Annotated in this window: 17 protein-coding genes and 1 pseudogene; 10 read left to right on the top strand and 8 right to left on the bottom strand. The window is 62.5% G+C overall.

The features are described from left to right. Window position 1 precedes the first annotated feature (1 nt). On the top strand, window positions 2-277 hold the full coding sequence (locus ACSC1W_RS15930) for a DUF8156 family protein (protein ID WP_435348567.1): 276 nt from the start codon (window positions 2-4) through the stop codon (window positions 275-277). A gap of 88 nt (window positions 278-365) precedes the next feature. On the opposite strand, the gene trpB is transcribed toward ACSC1W_RS15930, so the two are convergent. After that, window positions 366-1,520, bottom strand: coding sequence for a tryptophan synthase subunit beta (gene trpB, locus ACSC1W_RS15925; protein WP_435348566.1), 1,155 nt, complete (start codon window positions 1,518-1,520; stop codon window positions 366-368). 450 nt (window positions 1,521-1,970) lie between these two features. Then, a complete protein-coding gene (locus tag ACSC1W_RS15920; RefSeq protein WP_435348565.1) occupies window positions 1,971-3,839 on the bottom strand; it encodes a cation:proton antiporter domain-containing protein in 1,869 nt (622 codons plus the stop codon). Between the two features lie 366 nt (window positions 3,840-4,205). Between ACSC1W_RS15920 and ACSC1W_RS15915 the strand changes: the two genes are divergently transcribed. Continuing rightward, window positions 4,206-5,066: an IS5 family transposase gene (locus tag ACSC1W_RS15915; RefSeq protein WP_435348564.1), complete on the top strand. Its 861-nt coding sequence runs from the start codon at window positions 4,206-4,208 to the stop codon at window positions 5,064-5,066. Between the two features lie 80 nt (window positions 5,067-5,146). Next, on the top strand, window positions 5,147-5,539 hold the full coding sequence (locus tag ACSC1W_RS15910) for a DUF6176 family protein (protein WP_435348563.1): 393 nt from the start codon (window positions 5,147-5,149) through the stop codon (window positions 5,537-5,539). Between the two features lie 210 nt (window positions 5,540-5,749). Here the strand turns inward: ACSC1W_RS15910 and ACSC1W_RS15905 are convergent, their stop codons facing one another. Then, entirely contained in the window at window positions 5,750-5,926 is a 177-nt protein-coding gene (locus tag ACSC1W_RS15905) for a hypothetical protein (protein WP_435348561.1), read from the bottom strand. A gap of 248 nt (window positions 5,927-6,174) precedes the next feature. Here ACSC1W_RS15905 and ACSC1W_RS15900 point away from each other — a divergent pair, with 248 nt between their 5' ends. Both ACSC1W_RS15900 and ACSC1W_RS15895 read left to right on the top strand, forming a co-directional pair. Beyond that, window positions 6,175-6,612 carry a DUF5518 domain-containing protein gene (locus tag ACSC1W_RS15900; RefSeq protein WP_435348560.1) on the top strand — a complete coding sequence of 146 codons (438 nt, stop codon included), beginning with the start codon at window positions 6,175-6,177 and terminating at the stop codon, window positions 6,610-6,612. Window positions 6,613-6,747: 135 nt separating this feature from the next. Next, a complete protein-coding gene (locus tag ACSC1W_RS15895; RefSeq protein WP_435348559.1) occupies window positions 6,748-7,266 on the top strand; it encodes a hypothetical protein in 519 nt (172 codons plus the stop codon). Window positions 7,267-7,274: 8 nt separating this feature from the next. On the opposite strand, the gene ACSC1W_RS15890 is transcribed toward ACSC1W_RS15895, so the two are convergent. Next, complete coding sequence (locus tag ACSC1W_RS15890) at window positions 7,275-8,138, bottom strand: GNAT family N-acetyltransferase (protein WP_435348558.1); 864 nt, start codon at window positions 8,136-8,138, stop codon at window positions 7,275-7,277. Window positions 8,139-8,406: 268 nt separating this feature from the next. Between ACSC1W_RS15890 and ACSC1W_RS15885 the strand changes: the two genes are divergently transcribed. The 3 genes from ACSC1W_RS15885 to ACSC1W_RS15875 all read left to right on the top strand — a co-directional run bounded on the left by ACSC1W_RS15885 (window position 8,407) and on the right by ACSC1W_RS15875 (window position 17,637). Further along, window positions 8,407-8,829, top strand: coding sequence for a hypothetical protein (locus tag ACSC1W_RS15885; protein WP_435348557.1), 423 nt, complete (start codon window positions 8,407-8,409; stop codon window positions 8,827-8,829). 921 nt (window positions 8,830-9,750) lie between these two features. After that, entirely contained in the window at window positions 9,751-9,948 is a 198-nt protein-coding gene (locus ACSC1W_RS15880) for a hypothetical protein (RefSeq protein ID WP_435348556.1), read from the top strand. A 378-nt stretch (window positions 9,949-10,326) separates the two neighbouring features. Then, window positions 10,327-17,637, top strand: a complete 7,311-nt coding sequence (locus ACSC1W_RS15875; RefSeq protein ID WP_435348555.1) for a DUF5797 family protein — start codon at window positions 10,327-10,329, stop codon at window positions 17,635-17,637. Window positions 17,638-17,821: 184 nt separating this feature from the next. Here ACSC1W_RS15875 and ACSC1W_RS15870 read toward each other — a convergent pair whose 3' ends face one another. The 3 genes and pseudogenes from ACSC1W_RS15870 to ACSC1W_RS15860 all read right to left on the bottom strand — a co-directional run bounded on the left by ACSC1W_RS15870 (window position 17,822) and on the right by ACSC1W_RS15860 (window position 21,524). Beyond that, complete coding sequence (locus ACSC1W_RS15870) at window positions 17,822-19,318, bottom strand: TrkH family potassium uptake protein (protein WP_435348553.1); 1,497 nt, start codon at window positions 19,316-19,318, stop codon at window positions 17,822-17,824. Further along, window positions 19,315-20,652: a Trk system potassium transporter TrkA gene (trkA, locus tag ACSC1W_RS15865; RefSeq protein ID WP_435348551.1), complete on the bottom strand. Its 1,338-nt coding sequence runs from the start codon at window positions 20,650-20,652 to the stop codon at window positions 19,315-19,317. Before trkA ends, ACSC1W_RS15870 begins: the two co-directional genes overlap by 4 nt. A 334-nt stretch (window positions 20,653-20,986) precedes the next feature. Further along, window positions 20,987-21,524: pseudogene (locus ACSC1W_RS15860) on the bottom strand (transposase). A 959-nt stretch (window positions 21,525-22,483) separates the two neighbouring features. Here ACSC1W_RS15860 and ACSC1W_RS15855 point away from each other — a divergent pair. Together ACSC1W_RS15855 and ACSC1W_RS15850 are read left to right on the top strand one after the other, a co-directional pair. Continuing rightward, a complete protein-coding gene (locus tag ACSC1W_RS15855; protein WP_435348550.1) occupies window positions 22,484-23,254 on the top strand; it encodes an IclR family transcriptional regulator in 771 nt (256 codons plus the stop codon). 150 nt (window positions 23,255-23,404) lie between these two features. After that, complete coding sequence (locus ACSC1W_RS15850) at window positions 23,405-24,886, top strand: CoA-acylating methylmalonate-semialdehyde dehydrogenase (RefSeq protein ID WP_435348549.1); 1,482 nt, start codon at window positions 23,405-23,407, stop codon at window positions 24,884-24,886. Window positions 24,887-24,966: 80 nt separating this feature from the next. On the opposite strand, the gene ACSC1W_RS15845 is transcribed toward ACSC1W_RS15850, so the two are convergent. Further along, window positions 24,967-25,671, bottom strand: coding sequence for a cyclase family protein (locus ACSC1W_RS15845; protein ID WP_435348548.1), 705 nt, complete (start codon window positions 25,669-25,671; stop codon window positions 24,967-24,969). Window positions 25,672-25,698 lie beyond the last annotated feature (27 nt).

Raw genomic sequence — 25,698 nt, 5'->3', positions numbered from 1 at the left:
GATGGCCGCAACAAACCCCGCCTACCGCGACGTCGTGGACGCCTGGACCAGCGACGTCGAGTCGTACAAGCGCGCACTGGTCTACTACGAACACCAGCGGTCGGTCGAGGACGTCATCGAGCACGTCCAGCAACTGGCCCACGCCGGCGGCTACTACGACAGCACCGACCCGACCGAGTCCATCCTCCTCTCGGTCTGCATCGGCCAGCAGAACGACATCCGCGACCTCGAGGACCGCGTCGACGAACTCGAAGCAGCGCTCGACGACGGCGACTGAAAGTCACGATCATAGCCCGACGCCTGACGCATTATTCCATCGGTACGACGTCCGAGCGGGAAGAACCGTGGAGGGGCGGGCGGACTGCCTACTCGAAGTCGAACAGTTCGGCGGCGGTCTGCATGTCCTTGTCGCCGCGCCCGGAGAGGTTGACGAGGATGGTGTCGTGGGCCCCCTCCTCGGCGAGCTGGAGCGCGCGTGCGACGCCGTGACTGGACTCCAGGGCGGGGATGATGCCCTCGGCCTCGCTGAGTTCCTGGAACGCGTCCAGGGCCTCGTCGTCGGTGACGGCGGAGTACTCGCAGCGGCCGACCGCCCGGAACATCGCGTGCTCGGGGCCGACGCCGGGGTAGTCGAGACCCGCGGAGACCGAGTGCACCTCGACGTCGTCGTCGATGACGCGGGTCTTCATCCCGTGGATGACCTCGTCCTTGCCCTTCGCGAGTGGCGCTGCGTGGCGGTCCGACTCCGACCCTTCGCCGCCGCCCTCCGCGCCGTAGAAGTCGACGTCGTCGTCGCGGAACGCGTGGAACAACCCGATGGCGTTCGACCCACCGCCGACGCACGCCACCGCGGCATCCGGGAGCCCACCGGTACGCTCCTGGAACTGCTCGCGCGCTTCACTCCCGATCACGCTCTGGAAGTCACGGACCATCCGCGGGAACGGGTCCGGTCCGACGACGCTCCCGACGAGGTAGTGGGTGTCGTCGATGTTCTGTGCGAAGTCCTCGAGTGCAGCGTCGACGGCGTCCGCCAACCCCTCTCCGCCCCTCGTGACCTCGTTGACCTCGGCGCCCATGAGGCGCATCCGGAAGACGTTCATCTTCTGGCGCTCGACGTCCTTCTTCCCCATGTATATCTCCGTGTCGAGTCCGAACAACGCTCCGACCATCGCCGTGGCAGTCCCGTGCTGGCCCGCACCGGTTTCCGCGATCAGTCGTTCCTTTCCGGCTTTCTTCGCGAGCAACGCCTGCCCGAGACAGTTGTTTATCTTGTGGGCCCCGCCGTGGAGGAGGTCCTCCCGTTTCAGGTATATCTCGGCGTCGTATCCCTCGCTCAGGTTCGCGGCGTGATAGAGCGGCGTCGGCCGTCCGGCGTACTCCTCCAGATGCCGTCGAAAGTCCGCCTGGAAGTCTTCGGTCTCGCTGATCTCGTCGTACGCACCGGCGAGCTGTTCCAGCGGTTCTTCGAGTGGTTCTGGGACGAATCGACCACCGTATCCTTCGAAGTCACCTTGTGACATGTCCACATTGAACTCACACTGGTAGTCAAATAAAACTATGTCCCGAAAACGCGTCAGCTGATGCCTCGAACTGTCGCCTGGACGCCGATGCCCGGGTGCTGTCGCACTCGGCAAACTGAGGGTGAGAGGCTTCGTCGCCTGCTCGGGTGTCGCCTCTCGCTTCAGAAGATCTCACTCGGAGCGGTCGCTGACACTGCCGAGGCGGTCCACCCGCCCACTCGACCGGACAGTATCGGGAGTCCCCGGTTCGGAGCAGAAGATACCCTTTCTGTGCCGGAGCCGAAGTGTGGTACGCAAACGTCTCGCCGAACCCCACGCCGGGACAGGAGTACCGGCCGATCGGCACAGCCGGTACCCGCCCACCCCGGGCTGTCGCAAACCGTACCCGTCCCAACTCACCGGTGCGGTGCAGTGCCGCGGGAGTCCTCGCCCGTCAGGGCGGGGCGGCTGTCAGGTGGTACAGTACTCGATCGCCTCTCGAACGGCCTCTCTTCGACCGATGAAGGTCAGGTGGTCACCCATCTCGATCCGGTCGTCGGGATGTGGGAGTCGGTTGGTCTCGTCGCGACTGATCAGCGCCAGGTGGCACCCCTCCGGAAGTTCCTCCGTCAACCCCGAGACCGTCTTTCCGACGTGCTCTCTCGAGGTTACTTCGACCTCCTGGACGTCGCCGTCCTGGTCGAGCTCTTGCATCCACTGCGAGATTCCGGGTCGCTCGATGACGTTGTCCATCGACCAGGCGACCGACATGGACGTCGAGATCGCTTCGATGTCGATGTCCTCGAACGCGTCGAGATTCGACGGTTCGTTCACTCGGGCGACGACCGTCTCGACGTCGTACGTGTTTCTCGCGAGCTGTCCGATCAAGAGGTTCACGTCGTCGTCCCTCGTCGCCACTGCAACGATCTTCGCGTTCCCGACACCGGCGTTCTCCAGTACCTCCTGTTCGGTCCCGTCTCCGTTGTGGACCGTCAGTCCCGCCTGGCGCAACTCTTCGACGACCTGCTGGTCTTTCTCGATGATGACGACCTCTTCACCCCGGCGTTCGAGTCGTTCTGCAAGCTCTCTTCCGACGCGTCCACCGCCGACGATGAGCGTACGCATCGGTATCACGTCCAGCGCCTGAGCGATGTGACGGGCCAGTCCCCCTTCAAACACGACGGTAACGAAGATGACAAGAAAGACCGTGCCGACCAGTGTCGTCGCCGCTGTCTGATTCGTCGACTGGAGTTCGAGCGCGAACAGCGTCGCGACGCTAGCGGGAATGATCCCTCGCGGACCCAGCGCACTGATGAAGAGTCGCTCGCGGAGCGTCAGTCGGTCGCCGACGGTACTGACCAGAACGACTGCTGGACGAACGATAGCCGCGATGGCGACGACGGCGACGACGCCTCCAGCACCCAGTCCGAGCAAGTCCTGGAGCGAGAGCAACGACGCGAGCGTGATGAACACGAACGCGATCACGAGCAGCGAGACGTCGCCTTTGAACTGTTCGACCGTATCCCGGTAGGGGATGTCCGTGTTACCGAGGATGAACCCACCCGTCGCGACCGCAGCGATCCCGGCTTCCGATGCCCCAAACTCTGCCCCCAGCACTTCTGCAATGGCGTACATGGTCAGCGAGGACACGAGCACCATGAGGCGAGCGTTCTGTGGCGCATTTTCGACCGACTGCGTCCCGTACCGAAGGATGTACACCAGTGCGACTGCGACCGTCGCCCCGACGAAGATTCCGAGGCCGAATCGGATGGCGAACTCCTGGACGAGCCTCGGCAACCCCTGAGACCCCAGCAGGACGTACTCGAACATGACGATCGCCAGAATCGCTGCCGTGACGTCGTTGACGACACCCTCCGTTTCGAGGGTCGAGGCGACGCGCTCTCGGACGGGCACGACGTTCATGATCGGAGTGATCACCGTCGGACCGGTGGCGATGAGTAGCGACCCGATGAGGAACGCGACGTCCCACGGTGCCCCGAGCACGTAGTGCACGACGATTGCCGTCCCGACGAGCGAACCGAGCGCTCCGACCGTGATCAGTCGAAGCGTCTCTCGCTGGGCACCGCGGATCCGGTCTATCTGGAGGTGGAACGCTCCCTCGAACACGATGATCGCGACGCTCAACCCGACGATCGCCTGGAGTGCACTCCCGAACACCGCGGGAGTGATGAGACCGAGCCCTTCTGGCCCGACGACGACTCCTGCGAGAATCAGAAACACCACACTCGGGATTCGCACCCGGTCTGCGAGGACTTGCGCAGCGACGCCTAGTCCCATGATCGTCACGACGATCTGGATGATAGCGACGGCGTCGCTCATGGTGGTGAACGACGGGAGACCAAGGAGCAGGTGATAGACGTGTCCATTGGGGGCTGTCCAGTGGACTTGACTACGGGGCCTCTCCACAAAGTGCCTTGCACAACTCGAATCGCAGCTCTCCCACCGAAACCGCCAGGAGACGGGACGACCGGTATAGCTGAACCGCACCCAACGGCGTTCTGAACCCGTCAGGCCCAGAACCGTCTGTCCGACCGGCTCTGTCGAAGCCATCAATAACTGACATAAACGACGTACAAGATATAGAGGCTGGGCCCTGTTTAGACGCTCCTGACCAACCGGGAGCAATCGTCACTAGTAACTTCTAGTGTCCTAGCAATACTCGCTACTTGTCGAATCTACTATGAAGTGAAGCGGGACGGGTTCGGTGTGCAAACCAAGACCGCCCGCTTCGCGAAGACAGTCGTAACGTTCGCCCAAAAAGCCGTCGCTGGCGAGCCCGCTCCGGCATACCGCCCCGGTCAAGAGGGGTATGCCGATTGGGTGATTCTGGCGATTCAGGGGTTCAAAGAGTATCTCGGCCACGATTACCGGAAGCTGATGGACGTGCTGCGAGAGATGCCGCGGGTCGCGAACTCACTTGATTTGACGGTGGAGACGCTGCCGCACTTCTCGACCGTGTGTGCGCGGAAGCAAGCGATTCCGATGACGCGGTGGCGAGCAATCCTTGACGCGTCGGTCGAACTGTACGAACTCGGCGATGTTCAAGCGATCGACGCAACCGGTGTGGATCGTGTCCAGGCGAGTCAGCACTACGCGAAACGGACGGATTACACGTTCGAGGCGGTGAAGACCACGCTTCTCATCGATTGTGAAACGAGTGTGATCCTAGATATACACTGTTCGATGAAACAACCGCACGATACACAGGTCGGCTGGCAGGTGCTGGTGCGGAATCTTGACGCGTTGACGGCTGTGGCGGCGGATAAAGGCTACGACTGGGAGCAGCTCCGCACGAAGTTACGTTCTGAAAATGTCACACCGCTGATTCCGAAGCGTGACCCAGGATTCCGAGGGTGGGCGAGGAATCTACTCATTCACGATCGGGGCTACAATCAGCGCTCGAACGCTGAATCGGTGTTTTTCGGCTTGCGCCAGCGATACGGTGAGACGCTGTGGGCGAGAACGTGGTTCGGTCAGTTCCGTGAACTTGTCATGAAATCGGCGGTCCGAAACATCGAACGCGCGTTAGAGGGGTCAACCCGCTGAATTCAGGCGTCTAAACAACGCCTAGAGGCTGTAGTCAGCATCCTACAGACTTATGTTCCACTACTCGAAGTTGCTTCTTGATGGCTGATACGTTCATTCGAAAGCAGAAGATCCGCCCCGGTAAGACCGAGCGCCTCCGAGAGTGGATTACAAAGATGGAGGCCGAAGCAGAGGCGGACAGCCAAGGTGTCCAAGACATCTGGTCAGCGGAAAGCCTCCACACGATATCGTTGTTTATTGAACACGCTGAGGATGGGGACTACTTCGTCTGGTATCTCGAAGCGGACTCGATGGAACAACTCATCGAAGCTCGACGTGCCTCGACACACCCATTACACGATGTCGAAGACGCGATGATGGAGGACATCTTGGAAGACCCGGACGAAAACGGTGATTTCGAGCCACTGCTTCACGGGGTGAGCCCCGAACGTCCCGATGACTTTGCAATTCAGCAGTACGTCGAGGAGTCCTGATACCCCGCGCGCTGAGCGTTGTTTCATCAGGAAACCAGACTAGGTTACGGGAGAATCGGGACGAAAATCCGATCGTGAAACGTACGGCCTCGTCGAACCTCTCGCCAGGTGACGGAAATCGCGTGCTGCATACAGCTGACGAACCCGACAGACGGCCCGTCTCCCTCTTTTCACGAGCGGTGAAGACGCTGGTCGACCGAGATGGTGGCCCTACTGCTTCTCGTCCTCGGAACCTGACTGGCTGTCCCCTATCGGCGGGGTCTCCCAGCGCTCGTCTGTGCCGAGGAGACCGGTGAGTTCGAGCTCGAACCCGATATGGACGCTTGCCAGGGCAACCAGCAGTACGACGGACACGAACCCCATAATGAACAGAGCGAGGAGTTCCATGCCAGAAACGGTCGCTGTGTCGTCATTACCGTTGCGGTCGCAACGAACGTTCGACCGGCCGTCCCGGTTCACTGTGCCATCCAAACCCGCTGCACCCCCGCTGACGGGCGGTCAGTACCAGGTGCACGCTCTGTATGCGGCACGTTCCTGGAATCTGCCCAGTTGCTGTCAGCACAGGTGTACTGCAGACAGCGGACGACTCGTGTGAAGGGAAACGTACATGTCCTTCGAACGACAATCGTGCTTCTATGCCGCCCAGCGAGGTCCCCCCGCGATCGACGAACGACAAGTGGAAGTACGCCCTCGTCGGCGGGCTGGCGTCCATCCCGTTCACGGCGACGAGCTACTGGCAGTCGGGGTCCGAAATATCACTCACTCCGGTGCTCTTTGGCGGCCTCCTCGCTGGCTATCTGGCGAAACGCAGGGTCGGCGACGGTCGCGGGGTCGGTGCCCGGACCGGTCTGCTCGGTGGGCTGCCAGTGCTCTGGATGCTGATCGACATCCTACCTGTCGTGATCGGAATGCCCAATCCACGGTGGTTCACGGTGGTGGGCGTCGGGGTGGCGTTCGGGATTACATTGGTCGGGTTCGGGCTGGCCGCGCTCATCGGTGAACTCGGAGGGAGAATCGGTGGCTGGCTGGCCGACCGTGGCGGTCGGGGCCAGCAGACTCGGGCCTCGAGCTGACGCTGAGCCTGTACTCGGCGCAGCGTTCGTCTCGGTCCACGCTGGTGCCGAACCGGTACCAGCGGTGCACGAACTCACGCGCTCAACATGTTAGGGCCCCAAGGTTAATGACTGCGCCACTCGACCCCTGAATCGATGTTCCGGAGACAACTTCTGAAGCGAGGTGGTGCCCTCGCAGGGGGAGGAATCGTACTCAGTGGGACCGTGGCTGCGCGTGACGACGGGGAACTGCCGAACGGGAACGTCCCGGTGTCGCGGGTCCACGTGTTCGGGTCGCGGGAGGACCCGCTCGAGGTCTCGATGGGCGACTGGGTGAAACACACGGTCGGGTGGATCGATGGCGAAGGTGGCGATTCGACGCGCGAAGACGTCCAGCGGTGGCTCGACGCCAAGGAGTACTCGGCGTGGATCGACGGCGAGCCGGTGCCGGACGCCGACGAGCGCTACACCGAGCCCTACTTTCGTGACGACGACCGGACCGGGTGGGTCTCGTCCTGGAAGTACACCACACCCCCGAAACAGCCCGGCCTGCACACCTGGCGTAGCCAGTGGCACTACCCCGACGGGTTCTCCGACGGCCAGTTCACCATCCCGGCGGGCCACCGCGCCGAACTCGTGAGCTTCTACGAGGTCGTCCAGGACAGCAACCGCTGACCACCAGGTCAGTACACGCCACCGTCGGTGGCCGGTTCGAAGTGGTGGTAGGTGACGACCGTCTCGAATCCCATCCCCTCGTAGAGTGGCGCGCCCATCTCGGACGATTGCAACACGCCCACCTGGCAGCCAGCCTCGCGTCCAGCACGGAGCACCTCCCAGGTCATCGCTTCCCCGATTCCCCGTCGACGGAGCTCCTCGACCACGCCGATGGTGTAGACACCGGCCACGTGCCCGCTCTGTATCAAGAGCCCGCTCGCAGCGGGCTGGCCGTCCACTCTGCCGAGGAACAGACGGATGTCGTCTGCCGCCAGCGCGGCCCGGTCGACCTGCGCTACGACGTCCCGCGGCCACCCGAAGGCCGACGCCGTAACCGTGCTGAACTCGTCGCGTTCCGCCGGGTCGGTCACCTCGGCGAACTCGGCGACAGGGTCACGGGGTGGTATCTCGTCGAGTGGGGCCATCGCCATCCCCGGTTGCTCGGCGGCCTTCACGAGGTCGAGGTCGGCACGGTGGGTCTCGACGGCCTCGACCGCAGGGTCGGTCACGGTGACCCAGAACGGCACGTCACGCTCGGCCAGCCACGCGACCGCCGCCGACAGCTCACCGACGGGCGGGACGTCGAAGACGAACACTCGATTGAAAATCGGTGCTGGAACCCCGGCAGCGGCCACCGTGAGTGGCCCGAACTGTCGAGACTCGCCGGACCGGGCTTCGGCTGCTAGCATGCCGAAGGCACGCCGCAGGTTCTCGTTCGCGGCAGCGACGATATCGAACGCATCCTCGCCCGGCTCGGCGTCTCTATCGGAGTCGGTCACGGGTCCTCGATGGTAGCGGTCGTTCGTGGGCGATGCGGCGTGCTCGTCGTGCATCGGCTGCGACCCCCTGGCTGGACATTGCGGTCACGAGGGATTACTCGTGTTCTGTACCCATCACTGTTGGCCAGTGTCCCGCCCGCGGTCGCTGTCCCCGGGCAGATACCCGCCGGGACGGAGGACGGCCGTCACCGGACAGGTCGAACCGAACGATCGAGCGTCGCTGGAACCCGAAATCGACGACTGACCACAAGACACTCGTCCGAGTGGCTGGAGTGTAGTCGTAACCGTGGTCACATTTCCGAATCGGTGGTCGTTGGTAGTCGTGATAGCCGTGGTTCTCGCAGGGTGTACCTCGGGAGGAACGAGCGGGATTTCGTCGTCTTCACCGACGTCGACAGCGACGGAGGACTGGGTCGAACGAGCGGAGAACACCCACGACCCGAAGACCGTCTCCATCGAGAACGCTCTGGACCGACCCGTCACCGTCCAGGTCCGTATCAGGATGTCGGGTGAAACGGTACAGAACGAGAGCTATCTCCTCGAACCGGATGCTTCGAAGCAGGTGTACGACACGGCCATCGGTGACCCCGACGGAAGCGAAGCCTTTGCGGCCGTAATCACCGTCGGGAACGTAACGAGAGAGGAGGGGATAGCCACGAATCAGTGTGTCGGAGACCCGACGTACATGATACACGAGGACGAGAGCGGAGAACCGTCGATCGACGTGCACCACTCCGTCTGCTGAGCCCTTGTTGACCGAGTTGTCCCTCCGACTGCCAGCCTGCTGACCGTGTGCCCTCTCTTCAGCACGGCCAGCAAGCCGTGTCACCAACCGTTGATTTAAACGAGACCGTTCAGCACGAGTTCGCCTCATCACGAATCCGTCTGTGCTGCGTACGGGCGCTCGTTCAGCAAACTCCGAGCCAATCACTGTCCTTACAATTCCGAGACGGCCATCAGGGAGAACATCTCACACCGTCGGGCTATCGTCGAGAAACAGGAGCGTCCCCCCGGTCGACAGCAGATAGCCGCCGAGTACCACACCTCGATACGGTGTCGCTCGACATCGGTAGTCGATGCGATCCGTGTGGTCTCCGAACTTCAACTGGTTCGCCACCCAGTCGTACGTGATACCGTGTCCGCATCCGGTGGGTATCCCAGGTCGTTACAGCCGACGGCGCCACCGTAGACGCCGACGACGAACATTGTCAACCCGAGAACGACCACGAGCCCGGCGATCCGCCGTCGCCGACTCATCACCCAGGCGAGCAAGAGGAACCCGGCGCCGACGCTGGCGACGAAATATCGGAGGAGGGACGTCAAGTGCCACGACACCGACCCGTACGTCGACGCCTGGGGCCCGGCGTTCGAGGAGTACTGGAACCAGCCGGTCGGCTCCAGACGGATCAGTCGACTCGGCCTGCTCGCCTACCGGGACGTCAGGGACATCCAGCAGGCCGAGGAGGTCGAGTGCGAACGCGGCGACGAGGCGATAATCGAGGCGTACGACGAGTGGCAGTCTGACTCGCGCGGCCAGGTCCTCCTGTTCAGCAACGACCGCACGTTCGTCGAGCGCGCTCGCGGCCACACGATACTCGCCCAGCACGTCGAGCTTCCCCGGGACCTCCCGCGGAAGACGACCGCGACGTGGCGCGAGGTCGAAACCTTGCTCTACCTGCTGACGCTGCTGTTCGGCGTCGTCGAACTCCCTGGCGTGACAGTGCACGGCGTCTGGCGCGGAAAGGACGGACTCGATTGGCAGCGCGAGCGCCTGAAGCTCGACTGTCGGAGCACGACTCTGGAGCCAAAGCTGGAGTGTGACCTCGCCATCGCAGACGCGTTCGAGGAGTTACCCACCGAGTGAGCGGACGGTGCTCCGGAGACGGTGGAGGGAAGCGTACGGTCGCAGGCTGGTCGACGGACTCGCCGTCCTCGAACTGCTGAATCACTCCGGGTCCCGCTCCGTTCGAGTTCGCGTCGACATCGACCGTGACCAGGAGTACCTTCGCGGTTTCAGTCACGGGCGTATACCGCGATGCTCCTCTCTCCACCGCAGCCGATTCGGAGCCATGGATGGGGAGACCCCGTCTTCGGGACTCACGACCTCCTCTCTGCTCACCCCTCTCTGTCGTCGTCGGCATCCACGTGGAACGACGGCAGGACGCGCCCGTTGCTGTCAGCGAAACTTACATAACGCGTTACGAATTACCTATGTCAGACAGGACTCCTCTCGGGCATCACTATGGGACGTAAAATAGACGATATCGTGGACGACCGGGCGATAGAAATCCAGTCGGCAGGTGAGAAATATCACGACGAGTTCCTCCGCAAACGACCGAAGACGGAGTGGTCACCCTACATCGACGAAACCGCGAAGGACATCCGGTCTGGCATCCAGATCGACGATCTCGTACTCTCGAAGGACGATTTCGGGCGGGAGCTGGGAACCTACTATCGGCGTGGATTGAAGCAGACGGCGGGACGCTACGCCGACCTCCCTGCAGTTCTGGAGGAGGAGGTCAGCGACGAGAAGCTCGGCCTCCTCGCGTACCAGCTCAACGAGCTCAGTTACGACATCTCGACGACGGACCTCGGTATCGACGACGTCGAGAAGGCGACCGAGGCGGTGGTCGAGAAGCTCCTCACTCGGCACGTCGGAGCGGATCTGAGCGTCTCGTTCGACCTGTCCGGTGCGACGGTGTCCGACATCACGACGCAGCTATTCGACGACGGGGCCATCGCGTCGAACGTCGATTTGCTGCTGACCGAATTCGAGGACAGCGCATCGCGGGGGTTGCTCGCGCTCCTGGACGAACCCCAGCTGATGACGCCGTTGTGGGAGCACCAGCGCGATGCGCTGCAACAGTGGTGGGAACACGACAGGCGTGGCTACGTGGACATGGCGACGGCGACCGGGAAGACCGTTCTCGGTCTCGGCGCGATAGCGCTCCAGTACGGCGAGTTACATCCGGACGACCAGTCCATCGGTGGAGTGGGCGAACACCCGGGTTCGAACGGCAGCGACGACGTTCTCGTCGTCGCCCATAGCGACCTGATTCTCGAGCAGTGGCGCCGAGAGTTCGAGAGGCACCTGAACATCCCTCGAGAGCGAACGACCGGGAGCGACGATATCACGCTGGAGTGGGGGACGGTTCACTTCCGGACTCCCCAGTCACTGGTGAACGAGGAACGGATCGCGTACGACCTGGTCCTTCTCGACGAGGCCCACCATTACGCGACCGGGAGCGAGTGGGGGTCACTCCTCGACGAGTTCGACGGCGACGTACTGGCCATGTCCGGCTCCGTCGACGACGCGGGGAGCGACAGCGGACGCATCAAGGAACGCCTCTCGAACAGCATCGGGCCGGAGCTGAAACGATACACCATCACGGACGCGAGGGCGGACGGCGTCATCCCCTCGTTCGACTGGGAGGTTCACTATGCCCCGTACGACGTCGTCGGCGACGACCTGGAGACGACCGCGGAGCGAGCCGAGCGGTCGTTCCGTGACTTCCGGGAGCGCATCACGCGAGGTGAACTGTCTCTCGATACCGAACGCCGACTCCGGACGTACGAGGACGTCCGTCGGTTCTCCCACACGAAGGAGGGGAACTCACTGAAGCAACGGGACGATGCCTTTCGAGACCTGGTGACTCGCCTGTTTTCGAGGCGGACGAAGCAGTGGAACCTCTCGCCGGTGCTGGAGGCGGTGACCGACCTCGTCGTCGAACACCACACGACGGAGAACGTGGTCGTTCTCGCGGACAGCAACGCACAGGTCGAGGAACTGGAGTCACGGCTCACCGACGTCGTCGCGAATCCGTCCTCGGTGTATCTCGTGTCCGGTTCACAGAGCCGGGAGGAACAGCGCGAAACCATCGACGAATTCGACGAACCCGAACGTGCTGGCGTCCTCGTCGGAACCGGTGACCTGCTCGGTGAAGGCGTCGACATGCAGCACGCGTCGGTGGCGGTCAACATGGCCACCGGCGGGGTCAATCAGGAACTCGTGCAGCGTATCGGCCGTGTGCTTCGCAACCCTGCCGATACGCCCAAGCATGCGATGTTCTACAACGTCGCTGGCGTCCCCCCGACCGAAGCGGCGGCTGTTCCACGAGAGGACGGACTGCAGCTCATCGAGCAGGCGGCAGGCTTCTGTTCGCTCGGACGGCGCTTCGAGAAGCTACCCGGATTCGCGATGGCAGAGTCGATGGACGGCGGCGTCGTCGGAACGCTCCTGGAGGAGGGGGCCCGGTTCGTCGACTCGCTCGACGCTGACGGGGAGTACGACTGGGACAGAGAGACCATCGACCGGAACGACCTGACCGCACTCCACGACGCTGTTCAGGCCGATGCGGGAGACGTGGATACCATCTTGGGCGAGTGGGAGGAGTACGCGTGGGAACACAGCGACGAGACCGAGGAGCCAGTCACAGACCGGATAGCGGTCGAGGAAGACGAGACGGGACTCGTGCTGGGCGACGAGGAGGAAGCAGTGACGAAGCTGGAGCGTATCCTCGACCTCGCACGGCTACAACCGACGACGGACGCAGAGCTACAGGACCAGTGGGCGTTCTCGTCCGAACGGGACGTTCGGAGGTACTTGCAGTCCGAGCTCGCGGACTACCACTTCCGTGATGGAGACCGTCTCGTCTGGGCGAGTGACGAGGCCGAAGCCCTCGTGGAGCCCGACTCATCGTCCCGTGAAGAAGCCCATCCGTCGAGGTCGGATTCCACCGTCGGGACGGAATCAGACCCCGGTGCCGACGAGGACAGTTCAGCCCCGGAACAGACGATATTCTGGGACCAGGACGTCGACCCGATCACGGAGTACAGGGACGAAGAGACGGTTACCGAAGACGCCGCACCAGCCGGCGACTCGCTAGACAGAAAGATAGACGAGTGGAAGTCACAGTTGCTCGACCTGACCCGTCGGAACAAACTCGTCTCGTTCCAGCCGACGAAGACGAAGTCCCTGCCGTTCGAGGAGGCGGACCCGACGACTATCGCCGACGAACTCGACGGAGATGGGGAGCTCTACATCCGGAAGCGACCGACCGACGAGGAGGAATCCGAGCGACCCGACGTCTCGTCGAACGAATTACTGTCGACCCGCTTGCCAGACGAAACGGAGGACTCGCTGTACAGTATCGGTCTCAAGAACAAGCAGTACCTTCGGGAGCGGGGGGTCGATTCGCTGTACCTGTCGCTCGGGATGCTGCGCTGGTACAGTGTGGATTACAGCGACGACGCGAATCGCTCACCGCTGTTCCTCGCTCCCGTCGAACTGGAGGAGACGGCGCTTCAGGACGGGGAGAAACACAACTACGTCCTCAAGCCGAAAGCGGAGGGGTTCCGGTTGAACCCCGCGCTCCGCAAGAAGCTCGCGGCCGAGCGGGGAATCAGTTTGCCTGCGGACAACGCGCTCTCGCTCGACGGAATCGACGCAGCGTTCGAATCGGTGTACGAGACGCTGTGTGGATTCGACGGATGGACGATTCGACCGGACGTGGTCCTGGGAATCTTCGACTTCACCAAGCTCAGTCTCTACTCGGACCTGGAGCGCAACAGGGCAGCCATCAAGGACAACCCGGTCATCCAGGCACTCAACGGCGAGATGGGACCACTCCGGGAAGCCGAAGGCGACATCGCGCCACCAGCAGCGCCGGAACTCGACGACGTCGTCGACCCAATCGACACCTACCAGGTCCTCGACGCCGATTCGAGTCAACAGGAGGCCATCGAGGCTGCGAAACGCGGGAAAAGTTTCGTCCTCCAGGGACCACCCGGCACGGGGAAGAGCCAGACGATTTCCAACATCATCGCGGAGAAGTTAGCCGACGGCGAGCGCGTCCTGTTCGTGAGCGAGAAACAGGCGGCACTCGACGTGGTCAAGAACCGGCTCGACGACGTCGGGCTGGGTCGGTTCTGTCTCGAAGTCCACGGCGAGAAGGCGAACAACAGGGACGTACTCGCAAGCCTCGAAACCGAGCTGAAAGCACCGCAGATCGAGTCCGCAGACGAACGCGCCAAACGGCTCCGGAAGCTCCGTGACCGGAGAGACACTATCAACAAATACGAACAGCAACTGTTCTTCTCACCGGACGGATGGGACCTGACGGCGTATCGGGCGTTCGGCATCGTGAGCGAACACGCTGACGCACCACGGCTCGAAATCGGCATCGAACAGCCGTTGAGCGTGGGTCAGGACACGCTCGAACGCGCCGTCGACGAGCTAGAGACGCTCGCGCGCTTCGGCGAAGAGATCGACACGTACGAGACGAGCCCGTGGCGACACACGACGCTCAGCCGATGGGGCGTCGATACGGGCGACTCGATGCGACAGTCGCTGGACCGGCAGGTCGACGCCGTCGACGGTCTGCGAGACCTTGCAGGCGACCTCGAGTCCGAACTGGGAGTTCGACCGACGTCGCTCGCGGCGGTCCGTGAGTGTACTCGATTGCTAGAGCACGTCTCGAACCGACCGGACGTCGCCTGGCAGGAAGCGTTCTTCGACGGGTCGTTCGCACAGGTGGGTGGACGGTTCGAGGAACTCGCAGAACTGGAACGACAGCGCGAGTCGCTCATCGACGAGCTCTCGAACCACTACCGGCGTAGCTTCTTCTCTGCGAACGGACCCGAACTCAACGACGAACTCGCGGCATACGGGGCGCTGAAGGCACTCAAGCCGAGTTATCGGTCGCTCAAACGGACGGTCACGAATCACGCCCGGGAGGACTACGACCCGGGTCACGACCAGCTACTCGAAGATACACGCAAGCTCGCCGAAGTGCAGCGCATCGAGGACCGGAGAGAGGACTTCCGGGGGGTCATACAGCGCCTCGGTCCGCTGTACGAAGGCGGCGATACGGACTGGGAGACACTCATCCAGGCACAGGGCTGGGTCGCTGGACTCGACGAGTACGAGTCCACGCTCACGGAGCCGATAGTCGAAGCTCTCGTCGATGGCACCCTGCCGGGTGTCGACCGGTTCCTGGTTCGAGCACGCGAAGCACTGGCGACCTACGACGACGCTGCCACGTTCTTCGAGAACGCGATGGACGTCGAAGCGATGCGGGTCGACGGCACCCCGCTGCGACGGGCGCCGTTCCAGGAACTGTCGGAGACGCTCCAGGACCTTCAGGACGAAGTCCCTGCCCTTCAGCGCCGTGTCCAGTTCGCCTCGCAACTGGAGACCGTCCGTGAAACGGTCTGTGCGGAGTACGTCGACCGGTTCTTCCGGGGAGACTACAGTAGCGACCACCTCGTGCCGGCCTTCGAGAAGCGGTTCTACACGGAGTGGCTCGACAGCGTGTACGGGCGGACGGAACTCGGCTCGTTCAACGCCGACGAGATGGAACGGTACGTCGAGGATTTCCGCCGCCTGGACCAGGAACAGCAGGAGCTCGCGAAGATTCAGGTACAGCACGAGGTCACGAACCGTCGCCCCTCGCTGAATCTCGAACACGCGTCCAGCGCAGAGCAGGTACTCGTCCGTCGAGAGACGGAGAAGCAGCGCAGACACAAGCCACTCCGTGAGTTGTTCGACGAAGCGGGACCGTTCATCACGAGGTTGACGCCGTGCTTCATGATGAGTCCGCTGTCGGTCGCGCAGTACCTCAAAGCGGACTCGATACAGTTCGACGCCGTCGTGTTAGACGAGGCATCACAGATCATGCCACAGGATGCCGTGAGTAGCCTCATTCGAGCGGACCAGGCCATCATCGCAGGCGACACGAAACAGCTCCCGCCGACGTCGTTCTTCCAGTCCGACGTCGAAACGACGGAGGACGTCCGGGAGGACCTCGACAGCATTCTCGAAGAGACCGCGTCGGTCCTCCCCGAGAAGAACCTCCACTGGCACTACCGGAGTCGCACGGAGGAACTCATCCAGTTCTCGAACTCCCACTACTACAACGACGGTCTGCGAACGTTCCCGGAGAACGAACCCGACGTCGAGACCGGCGTCTCCTTCGAGTACGTCGAGGACGGCGTCTACGACCGGGGTGGGTCGAGACGGAACGAGGTCGAAGCACAGCGAGTCATCGACCTGATAGAGGAACACGCTGAAGAGCACAGCGACAGGAGCCTCGGCGTCGTCGCCTTCAGCAGTGCACAGGAACAGGCGATCCGGGATGCACTCGCAGAGCGGCGTGAGGAGAGCTCCGCACTCGATACGTTCGTCAGTCGAGACGACGTCCTGGACGAGTTCTTCGTGAAGAACCTCGAGATGGTCCAGGGGGACGAACGGGACCGGATGATATTCAGCATCGGGTACGGTCCGGACCAGGATGGAACGATATCGACGAACTTCGGTCCACTCAACCAGAGCGGTGGTGAACGACGTCTCAACGTGGCGGTGACGCGGGCGAAAGAGCAGATAACGGTCGTGTGTTCGATGCTCCCCGGCGACATCGACCTCTCCGGGTCGAACAGCACCGGTGCAGCACACTTCAAGAACTACCTCGAATACGCGCGGAACGGGGACCGGTCTCTCGTTCGGAACGACCACGGTGTGGACGCGCTCGACTCCGAGGCACCGTTCGAAGAAGCAGTGTACGAAGCCCTCGAATCGGAGGGGTACGACGTCGTCTCGAACGTCGGGAGTTCCAGCTACAGCATCGACCTGGCGATAGAGCACCCGACCCAGCCCGGGAAGTTCGTACTCGGCATCGAGTGCGACGGGGCGGCATATCACTCCTCGAAGACGGCACGAGACCGGGAGCGGACCCGGCGATTGGTGCTCGAGGACCTGGGGTGGACGATTCACCGTATCTGGTCACCGGACTGGACGTCTAACCAGGAGCGAGAGATCCGCAAGATCGACGAAACGGTCGAGGCACTACTCGACGGGCAGCAGGTCTCGTCAGACCCGGCTGACGTCCCCTCGTACGAACCCGAAGTGACCGAAGTGGGCTCGAAGACGGAGCACGAGGAGATAATCGAGTACGAGGAACCCTCGCTCGAGTGGGACGACCGGTACGACCCCGACGTACAGGGGATGGACCAGGCGAACCGGAACTCGATTCAGGATGCGGTTCTCCAGAACGGTCCGATCGAGTACGACACCGCGATGCGGACGTATCTCGACGTCTGGGCCCAGTCGCGTGCCGGCAAGAAAGTGCAACGCATCTTCCGGAACCGACTCGACGAACTCGAGAAACGTGGCGCGGTTTACGAACAGGGCGAGTTCCTCTGGCCACCCCTCGACGAGCTAGAGTTCAGAATACGGGTCAATACGGAGTCTGCCAGTCGGACGATCGACGAGATTCCGATCGAAGAGATAGCGAAAGCGATCGCACTCATACTGCAGGAGGGCGGTGAGATCGAGGAGGACGACCTCGTACTCGAGACGACCCGGATGATCGGGTACCAGCGCCGTGGGAATCGGATCGAAACCCGCATCAGGGATGCACTGGACCTCCTCGAAGAGGAAGACCTCGTAACGAGAGGCGAGCGACTGTCACTCGATTCGGGGACAGACGTCGACTCGGCGATACTCTCTCGAATCTATCCTTCTGTCGCTGTTTCGACGCCGGAACTGGAACAGTGACGTCCACGACGCCGTGAACGGAGCGGGTCCGTCGGTCCCTCGGGCGTCGCTCGACGACGCCGGGGCTTCCCGTCTCGCAGGTTGGGGCAATTGCTGGTCTACTACACGACATGGTCTCTGGGTTGGAACGGCACTCGTCGGTCGCTACGCACTCGACACGCCGTGGGGGTTCGCGTGGTCGCTCCTACGAACGCCAGTACGAGGGTGTCAACAACACCAGTACCGGAATGATTTCGATCCGACCGATCCACATGAGGAACGTCATCACGAGTTTCGTCGACGTCGGGAACGGCTCGTAGCTTTCGAGCGGGCCAGCGATCCCGAATGCCGGCCCGACGTTGAAGAAGGTCGCTGCTGCTGCACTCATCGCCTCGAATTCGGTCACCGTCAGCCGAACGCGAGACGCGTCGACGACGACGAAGATCGTGGCGAGGATGAAGAACACGAGACTCACGAGCGCGTACGCGTAGATGTCTCGGACCGTCTCCTCGTTGACGACGGTTCCACTCAGACGGACTGGTCGAATCGCGCTCGGGTTCGAGGCCGTGAACAGGTCTCGTCGGAACGCCTTCATGACGACCAACCAGCGGAGCGTCTTGATCGAACAGGTCGTACTCCCGGCCATCCCACCGATGAACATGCAGACGAACAGGAGGTGCTTCGCCCCCGACGACCAGAGGTTGAAATCCGTACTCGCGTAGCCAGTGGTGGTCACGATGGAGACGACCTGAAAGAGCGAGTGACGGGCGATCGCTTCGAGACTTGTATACGGTGCGCCGTCGACGAACAGCATCCCTCCGACACCGAGTGCGAAGAACGCCAGAATCCCCACGTAGAATCGGAACTCGTCGCTGCGCCGGAGTCGCTCGAAATTCCCGTGGACGACGAAGTAGATCAGGATGAAGCTCGTCGCGCCGATCGCCATGAACGGGATGATTGCCCACTGGACGGCGGGGGAGAACGCGGCGATACTGTCCCCTCGTGGGGAGAACCCGCTCGTGGAGATCGTCGTGAATGCGTGAGCCACAGCGTCGTACAACGTCATCTCGGGGGCGTATCCGACGAGGCGCAGGCCGTAGAGCACTGCCACCTGGAGTCCGGTCAGGCCGATGTAGAGCTTCCAGAGAAGCGCTGCAGTTTCGGAGATTCGGGGCGTGAGCTTGTTGACGTCCCGCGTCTGCGTCTCGGTCTCCATCAGCTGGGCCCCACCGACCGAGAGTTGAGAGAGTATCGCCGTCGCCAGAACGAGGATTCCGAGACCGCCGATCCACTGCAGCACCGCTCGCCACATGAGGATCGCTCGCGAGTGCCGGTCGAAGTCGACGATGACCGTCGCCCCAGTCGTCGTGATTCCACTCATACTCTCGAAGAGAGCGTTCACGGGCTCTGCGAGCACTCCATCGCCGGCCAGTACGAACGGGACTGCACCGACCAGTGCGATACTCAGCCACGTCAGCGAGACCATCAGGAACGCTTCTCGTGCCCGCAAGTCACGTTCTTCCGTCAGTTGCTCGAGTCCGAAGCCGATTGCTGCTGTGCCGAGCATCGGCAGGACGAAGGGCAGCAGTGGCGTCCCGTCGTAGAGTGCAAGTGCGAGTGGAAGGACGAGCGGGACCCACAACCACTTGAGAATCGTTCCGACCAGTCGGCAGCTAATCCGCCAGTCGACTCGAATCCTCATACGACGTTCATGACGGCAGAGAGTACGTCTGCAGACACGAAGAGGACGACGTGGTCGCCGGGTTCGACGACGGTGTCACCGCGGGGAACGACGAACTCCTGATTCCGGGTTATCGCCCCGATAACGACTTCCGAGGGCAGTTCACCGATACTCTCCCGGATCGGCCGCCCGGTGAGTATACTCTCTTCGTCGACCTCGATCTCCAGTACTTCGGCCTGCCGGCCCTCGATCAGCGAAAGATTCTCGATCTGTCCTTCCTGTGTGAAGCGGACGATCTCCTCGGCCGTCGCCTCACGCGGATTGATGGCGACGTCGATCCCCACCGCCTCGAAGAGGTTCGCGTATTGCCCCTCCTCGACGACAGCGACTGTTCGTCGAACGCCGATGTTCTTCGCGAGCAGCGAGACGAGGAGGTTCTTCTCGTCGCTGTCCGTTACTGCGATGACCGCATCTGCACGGTCGACGTGCTCGCTGACGAGGAATTCCACGTCCGTCGCATCGTGTTCCAGCACGATAGTCCCCGGGAGGTCCTCGGCGAGCTGTCTGCCACGTTCCGCATCCTGTTCGATCAGGCGCGGTTCGAGGCCTCGTTCTTCGAGCAGCTTGGCCGTATGGTGCCCGATATCGCTCCCGCCGACGATGACGATATCGCGAGCTTCAGCTGGCGTTCTCGCCGGGGCGACGGTTCTCGAGAACGCCTGAACGCTTTCCGGACTGCCGATGACGATAGCTTTGTCCCCGGCTTCGATCTGGGTCGGTCCGCTGGCGATCACGACGTCACCACTCTGAACCAGCGCAGCGAACGTCAGTGCCTCGAATTTGTCGGCTTCCTCGACGGTCCGCCCGGCGATTTCGCTGTCTGCAGTCACCTCGAACTCGGCCATCTGAACGAGTCCACCCGAGAACGGGTCGACGTCGACCGCGGCCGGGAGCCCGACGACACGCACGATGTCGTTCGCTGTCAGGAGGTTCGTCGACACCATGAAATCGACTCCGAACGCGCCTTCCGACTGGGCCCACGTGTCGAGGAAGTTCGCACTCCGTACGCGAGCGATGGTGAAGATATCACCCACGGTCTTCGCCGTCCCACAGGTGACTAGATTCGTCTCGTCACGGTCGGTACTGGCGATGAGCATGTCCGCCTCGCCGATACCAGCGTCTTCGAGTATCTCCAGTGACGTCCCGTCACCCTCTATCGCGAGTACGTCACTCGAGTAGGTGAGTTTCTCGACCTTCTCGGGGTCCACGTCGATGACGATGACGTCGTGACTCTCGGCGAGACTGGCTGCGATATTCGAACCGACTTCGCCAGCTCCGACGATGATGACCCGCAATCAACTCTCCCTCGACGTATCCATTAGGAGTAACTAACGGGATACCCGTACAAAAAAGCCGTTCTCGGTCGGTCACGTACGGGTGGTTTCTCCCGGAGAACTGGTGCCGAACGAATCCAGGGGACAGCAACGTCGGGATGATGGTCCAGTCCACGTACCGGAAGTTCTGGATGTCGGTTTCAGGTATCTATCCCGCTCCTCCTCCTCCGGGATGTCCGGGAGAACCTCCCGACCACCAGCCACCTTACAGAGCCCGAAGGGGTTCTCGTTGTTGGTCCGGACGTCGTCACCCTCCCTGAGAATATACTGGAGGTGATACTGTTTCTGGCACCGCTTAGAAGTAATTGCTCGGTTCGGGATGGAACGCTGGTCGAGAGCGGTATCGGTTGCGGCTGCACGCTCGTCGAGTGAGTCAGAGAAGCGGTCGTCGAGAACGGCTTGAAGCTGTCTCCAGCACTCCTCAACCGGACTGAACTCGGGCGAGTACGATGGGAGCGTCACGAAGGCGAGGTCGACACGGGCCGCCAGGTCCGTGACGGCCGACGCCTGGAAATACGGCGCTCCATCCAGCTCTTTAGACGAGTCGTGAAAAGTTGCTTCGAATCATCTGCAATTATCTCCGATAGCTTTTGGCACCTTCCGAATTTGTGAACGTAAAAGACGGCCTGCTCACGCGACTCGACACCGACGAGTCGCGTGAGCCAACTGTAGATCGTTCGCCGCCGAACGTCGTACCACCTGGCTAACTCTGTCTGCGTCACACCGTTCTTGGACGTGCTCGCAGCTGACAGTCCCTGTGTCGGCTTCTTGCTCTCCACGTCGCCGAGACCTCGTCGCAGTTCTATGACGGAGGGCTCGTCGAGATGATTCATCATCTACCCCAACAGCTAACGAGTAACAACTTCTAACGGTTACTACGGTCGAGCCAGTTTGAGGACCGGGCAGGCCGTCGAGTTCATCGACCAAGATACTCACAGACCTGCCCAGCGAGTGCTACGACGGGGAGCGAGAAACACGAGCGCTCGGACGCCGTGTTTCTCGTCGATCGATTCGGCCAGTAGACCGTCGGCTCTCGGTTAGGGCTGGCTGCCGGTCGAGCGCACGCGAGTGACCAGACGGGCCGTCTCGCGTGTCAGGCCGCTTCACGGGCGGGCGAGGATGCTGCTGTCCGGGGTCGGGACGACGAGTCCAACTCGGCGACCCACCACGAGCCCCGGACCCGTACCCAGTCGAACACCGGCGTTCGACGACGGTGTCCGGCCAGCACTGCCGAGCCACCGCCGGGGCAGCCTCGGGGTGAGTTACAGTAGTATAGTTGTAAGGCACCCGGCTCGAACACGACACTCGCAACGGGCCGGCGCCCCTCCCGGTCCGTGAGAAGACGTCCGACCTCACGGGTATCAGAACTGCTCCGGGCGTATAGCCGCCAGTATGGGGACGACAGAGATGCGCCGTTTGGTATGTGAGAACAAACCACACCTCCCCGTGGCCGACTCCGCCCTCGGCTGGTTCCGCCGGGACGATCTGTTTTGACCGTCTGTTGCCCTGCGACTTGCGCGCGAAGACCGCCGCCCATCTCTCTGGTGATTCGGCCAGGTGCGTTCTTCCGACTTCCTCGGCTCACCCCGTCGCGTCACTCTCGAAACGACGAACGGTATTGCCTCCCTCCTTACCTCCCGGTAATCTGTTCTGGAACGGAACAGACCAGTATATCTCGGCGACAAACTTGTGGACCATGAAGTTATCGGCCAGTATATTCGAGATACGCTCACCCGACGCCGTTTTGGAATATGCGAAAGTAATAAATCCGTCGAGTACAGTAATCGAGCTAATGGATGGAGACGATACGCGAAAACGGTCCGTCAAAACCGCCGAGACGGTTTTCGACATCGTGGAATTACTGGCTGACGCCGACTCGGCCTCGCTTACGACGATAGCGGACCATCTCGACATGCCCCGCAGCACGCTCCACCCGTACCTGACGACACTCGTCGACCGGGAGTACCTGCGCAAGGACGGCGACGAGTATCTCCTCAGTTTCAAGTTCCTCGACCACGGCGTGGCGGCCCAACAGAACGAACTGGTGTACGAGGTGAGCGCGCCGTTCCTCGAGCAGGTCGCCGAGGAGACCAAGGAGATCGTGTGGCTGGTCGTCGAGGAGCACGGGCGTGCGGTGTGTCTCCGGAAGGCCGAGGGCGAACACGCGATTCAACCGTACAAGCGCATCGGGTTGCGGATGACGATGCACGACATCGCCTCCGGGAAGGCGATTCTCGCGGAACTTCCCGACGAGCGGGTTCGGGAGATCGTCGACCACCACGGCCTCCCGGCGCGGACCGACCGTACGATAACCGACGTCGACGAGTTGATCGCGGAACTCGAGGAGATCCGCGAGACCGGCGTCGCGTTCAACGACGGCGAGTCGATGGAGGGGTTCCGGGCCGTCGCGAGCCCCATCTGTCCGTCGGGGACGCTCTACGGGTCGCTCGTCGTCTCGGGGCCGAAAAACAGGATAAGCGGCGAGCGGTTCACCGAGGACCTGCCCGACATCGTCTCCGGCACGACGAACGCGCTGGAACTCGAACTGACCTCCCGGATGTAGTAGTCCGGGGTCGCCGTCTCCGTTTCGATTATTCCGGAAACTCTCTGGGTGCGTCAACGGCGCTAGGTCCCGCTGTGTGCGGAGAGAGGAGGGGGCTCGCAGCAGGATGGAGAGACTAACACTTATGACGGAGGCAATTCCCTGATTGGTATGGTCTCGCTTGAGACATTGACCGAAGAAGGGTACGTCCAGAATTACGTCGGCGGGCAGTGGGAAACGCCAACCGGCGAAGACGGACAGGACAGCGTGAACCCCGCGACGGGCGAGCATCTGGCGCACGTCCCGTTCAGTTCGGACGGCGACGTGCGGCGGGCGATCGACAGGGGCCAGGCCGCCTTCGAGGAGTGGAGCGCCCGGCCGGTCGAGGAACGGATTCAGCCGCTGTTCCAGTTCAAGACGCTGCTGGAGGACCACCAGGACGAGCTGGCCGAGATTCTCGTCCAGGACCACGGCAAGACGCGCTCGGAGGCCAGGGGCGAACTGCGCCGCGGCATCGAGAACGTCGAGGTCGCGTGTGGCATCCCGTCGATGATGCAATCGGGGTCGCTTCTGAACGCCGCTCCCGCCATCGACGAGAGCGAGGTGCGCCAGCCGCTCGGCGTGTTCGCAGCGATCACGCCGTTCAACTTCCCGGGCATGATTCCGCTGTGGTTCCTCCCCTACGCCGTCGCAACGGGGAACACCTTCATCCTGAAGCCCAGCGAGCAGGACCCGCTCGTCCCCCAGCGTCTGATGGAACTGCTCGACCAGACCGACTTCCCGGATGGCGTCGTCCAGATGATAAACGGCGGGAAGGACACCGTCAACGCGCTGCTGGAGGCCGACGGCATCGAGGGCGTCTCCTTCGTCGGGAGCACCCCGGTCGCCAGGCACATCTACGAGACTGCGGCGGCACACGGCAAGCGCGTCCAGGCACAGGGCGGCGCGAAGAACTACATCGTCGTCACGGAGACCGCCGACCTGGAGTTCGCCGCCGAGAAGACGGTCTCCTCGTCGTACGCCTGCTCCGGCGAGCGGTGTCTCGCCAACGACATCGCTGTCGTCGAGGAGTCGGTCTACGACGAGTTCGCGGACCTCGTCGTCGAGAAAGCCAGCGAGCAGACGGTCGGCCACGGCCTCGACGAGGGGACGACCATCGGCCCGCTCATCACGCCCGAACACGAGCGGAGCGTCCGGAACCACGTCGAGACGGGCATACAGGAGGGCGCGACGGTGCTCTACGACGGCCGCGACGTCGAGGTGGAGGGCTACGAGGACGGGAACTTCCTCGGCCCGGTGGTGTTCGGCGACGTCACCGAGGATATGGTCATCGCTCAGGAGGAGATATTCGGACCGGTGCTGGGCCTCATGTCGGCCCGCGACATCGACGAGGCCATCGAGGTCGCGAACGGGACCGACTTCGGCAACGCCGCGAGCCTCTTCACCGGGTCCGGGGCGGATGCGCGGAAGGCCCGCCACGAACTCGACGTCGGCAACCTCGGCGTGAACGTCGGCACCTCCGCACCGATGGCCTTCTTCCACTTCGGCGGCCAGAAGGATTCCTTCTTCGGCGACCTGCACGCGCAGGGCGAGGACATGATATTCTTCTACACCGACAAGAAGGTGTACATCGAGCGGTGGCCGGACGCGTAAGCGGCGGCCCACAGAACCGCTCTACGTAGCCCGGGCCGGAATTACACGCCCCGGTCGCTCGAACCTACTACGACGGGGCTTCAGTCCTCGAGTACGGCGACCGGCCGTATCGGCGACCCGGTGCCGTCGCGGATCGCCAGCGGGAATCCGATGAACGTGAACGACTCGCCCAGCAGTCGGTCGACGTTCCGCAGGTTCTCCACGTGGGGCAGGTCGTGTTCGCGACAGAGCGTGTGACAGGGGTAGGTGGGGTCGGCTGGAGTGTCCGGACTCGGCTGGTCGACGCCGAAGTTCACGATGCCCCTGTCGATGAGCCACTGGGTTGCCTCGGCGTTCAACCCCGGATAGTCCTGGGAGTATTCGTGGGAGGGGTACGTCTCGTCGTAGTGGCCGGTCCTGATGAGCACCGTGTCCCCCTCCTCGATGGTCACGTCGTACTCGTCACACGCAGCCTCCAGGTCGTCGACGGTGATGTACTCGCCGGCGGAGCGATGCGAGACGTCGATGGCCTTCCCCGGCGTGTGGAACCGTTCCAGCGCCAGCTCGTTTATCGGGTCGCCCTCCGGACTGTAGTGTTTCGGTGCGTCTACGTGGGTCGGTCCGTGGTCACAGAGCAGCAACCCGCGCGTCTCGAAGGTGAACGGCGGCTCCTCGCCGAGTTCCTGCTCGAGGATGGCGCGGATGTCCTCGTGGGAGGAATCGGTCCAGACGACGGTCTTCTGGTGGGTGTGGTATACGGGATGACCGTCGTATATCGGCTGTGCAAGGTCAATGTACTCCGGCATGGCACCGCGTTCTCCGTGAACGAACAA

Origin of the sequence: Haloarchaeobius marinus (assembly GCF_051207415.1) — an archaeon.
GTDB lineage: Archaea > Halobacteriota > Halobacteria > Halobacteriales > Natrialbaceae > Haloarchaeobius.
The sequence above is the reverse complement of the archived record's forward strand: the minus strand, read 5'-3'. Positions and strand labels throughout refer to the sequence as shown.

Coding starts and splice junctions, on each gene's coding strand:
- ACSC1W_RS15930 (WP_435348567.1), top strand. CDS start 2: ATGGCCGCAACAAACCCCGCCTACCGCGACGTCGTGGACGCCTGGACC.
- trpB (WP_435348566.1), bottom strand. CDS start 1,520: ATGTCACAAGGTGACTTCGAAGGATACGGTGGTCGATTCGTCCCAGAA.
- ACSC1W_RS15920 (WP_435348565.1), bottom strand. CDS start 3,839: ATGAGCGACGCCGTCGCTATCATCCAGATCGTCGTGACGATCATGGGA.
- ACSC1W_RS15910 (WP_435348563.1), top strand. CDS start 5,147: ATGGCTGATACGTTCATTCGAAAGCAGAAGATCCGCCCCGGTAAGACC.
- ACSC1W_RS15905 (WP_435348561.1), bottom strand. CDS start 5,926: ATGGAACTCCTCGCTCTGTTCATTATGGGGTTCGTGTCCGTCGTACTG.
- ACSC1W_RS15900 (WP_435348560.1), top strand. CDS start 6,175: ATGCCGCCCAGCGAGGTCCCCCCGCGATCGACGAACGACAAGTGGAAG.
- ACSC1W_RS15895 (WP_435348559.1), top strand. CDS start 6,748: ATGTTCCGGAGACAACTTCTGAAGCGAGGTGGTGCCCTCGCAGGGGGA.
- ACSC1W_RS15890 (WP_435348558.1), bottom strand. CDS start 8,138: ATGCACGACGAGCACGCCGCATCGCCCACGAACGACCGCTACCATCGA.
- ACSC1W_RS15875 (WP_435348555.1), top strand. CDS start 10,327: ATGGGACGTAAAATAGACGATATCGTGGACGACCGGGCGATAGAAATC.
- ACSC1W_RS15870 (WP_435348553.1), bottom strand. CDS start 19,318: ATGAGGATTCGAGTCGACTGGCGGATTAGCTGCCGACTGGTCGGAACG.
- ACSC1W_RS15855 (WP_435348550.1), top strand. CDS start 22,484: ATGGATGGAGACGATACGCGAAAACGGTCCGTCAAAACCGCCGAGACG.
- ACSC1W_RS15850 (WP_435348549.1), top strand. CDS start 23,405: ATGGTCTCGCTTGAGACATTGACCGAAGAAGGGTACGTCCAGAATTAC.
- ACSC1W_RS15845 (WP_435348548.1), bottom strand. CDS start 25,671: ATGCCGGAGTACATTGACCTTGCACAGCCGATATACGACGGTCATCCC.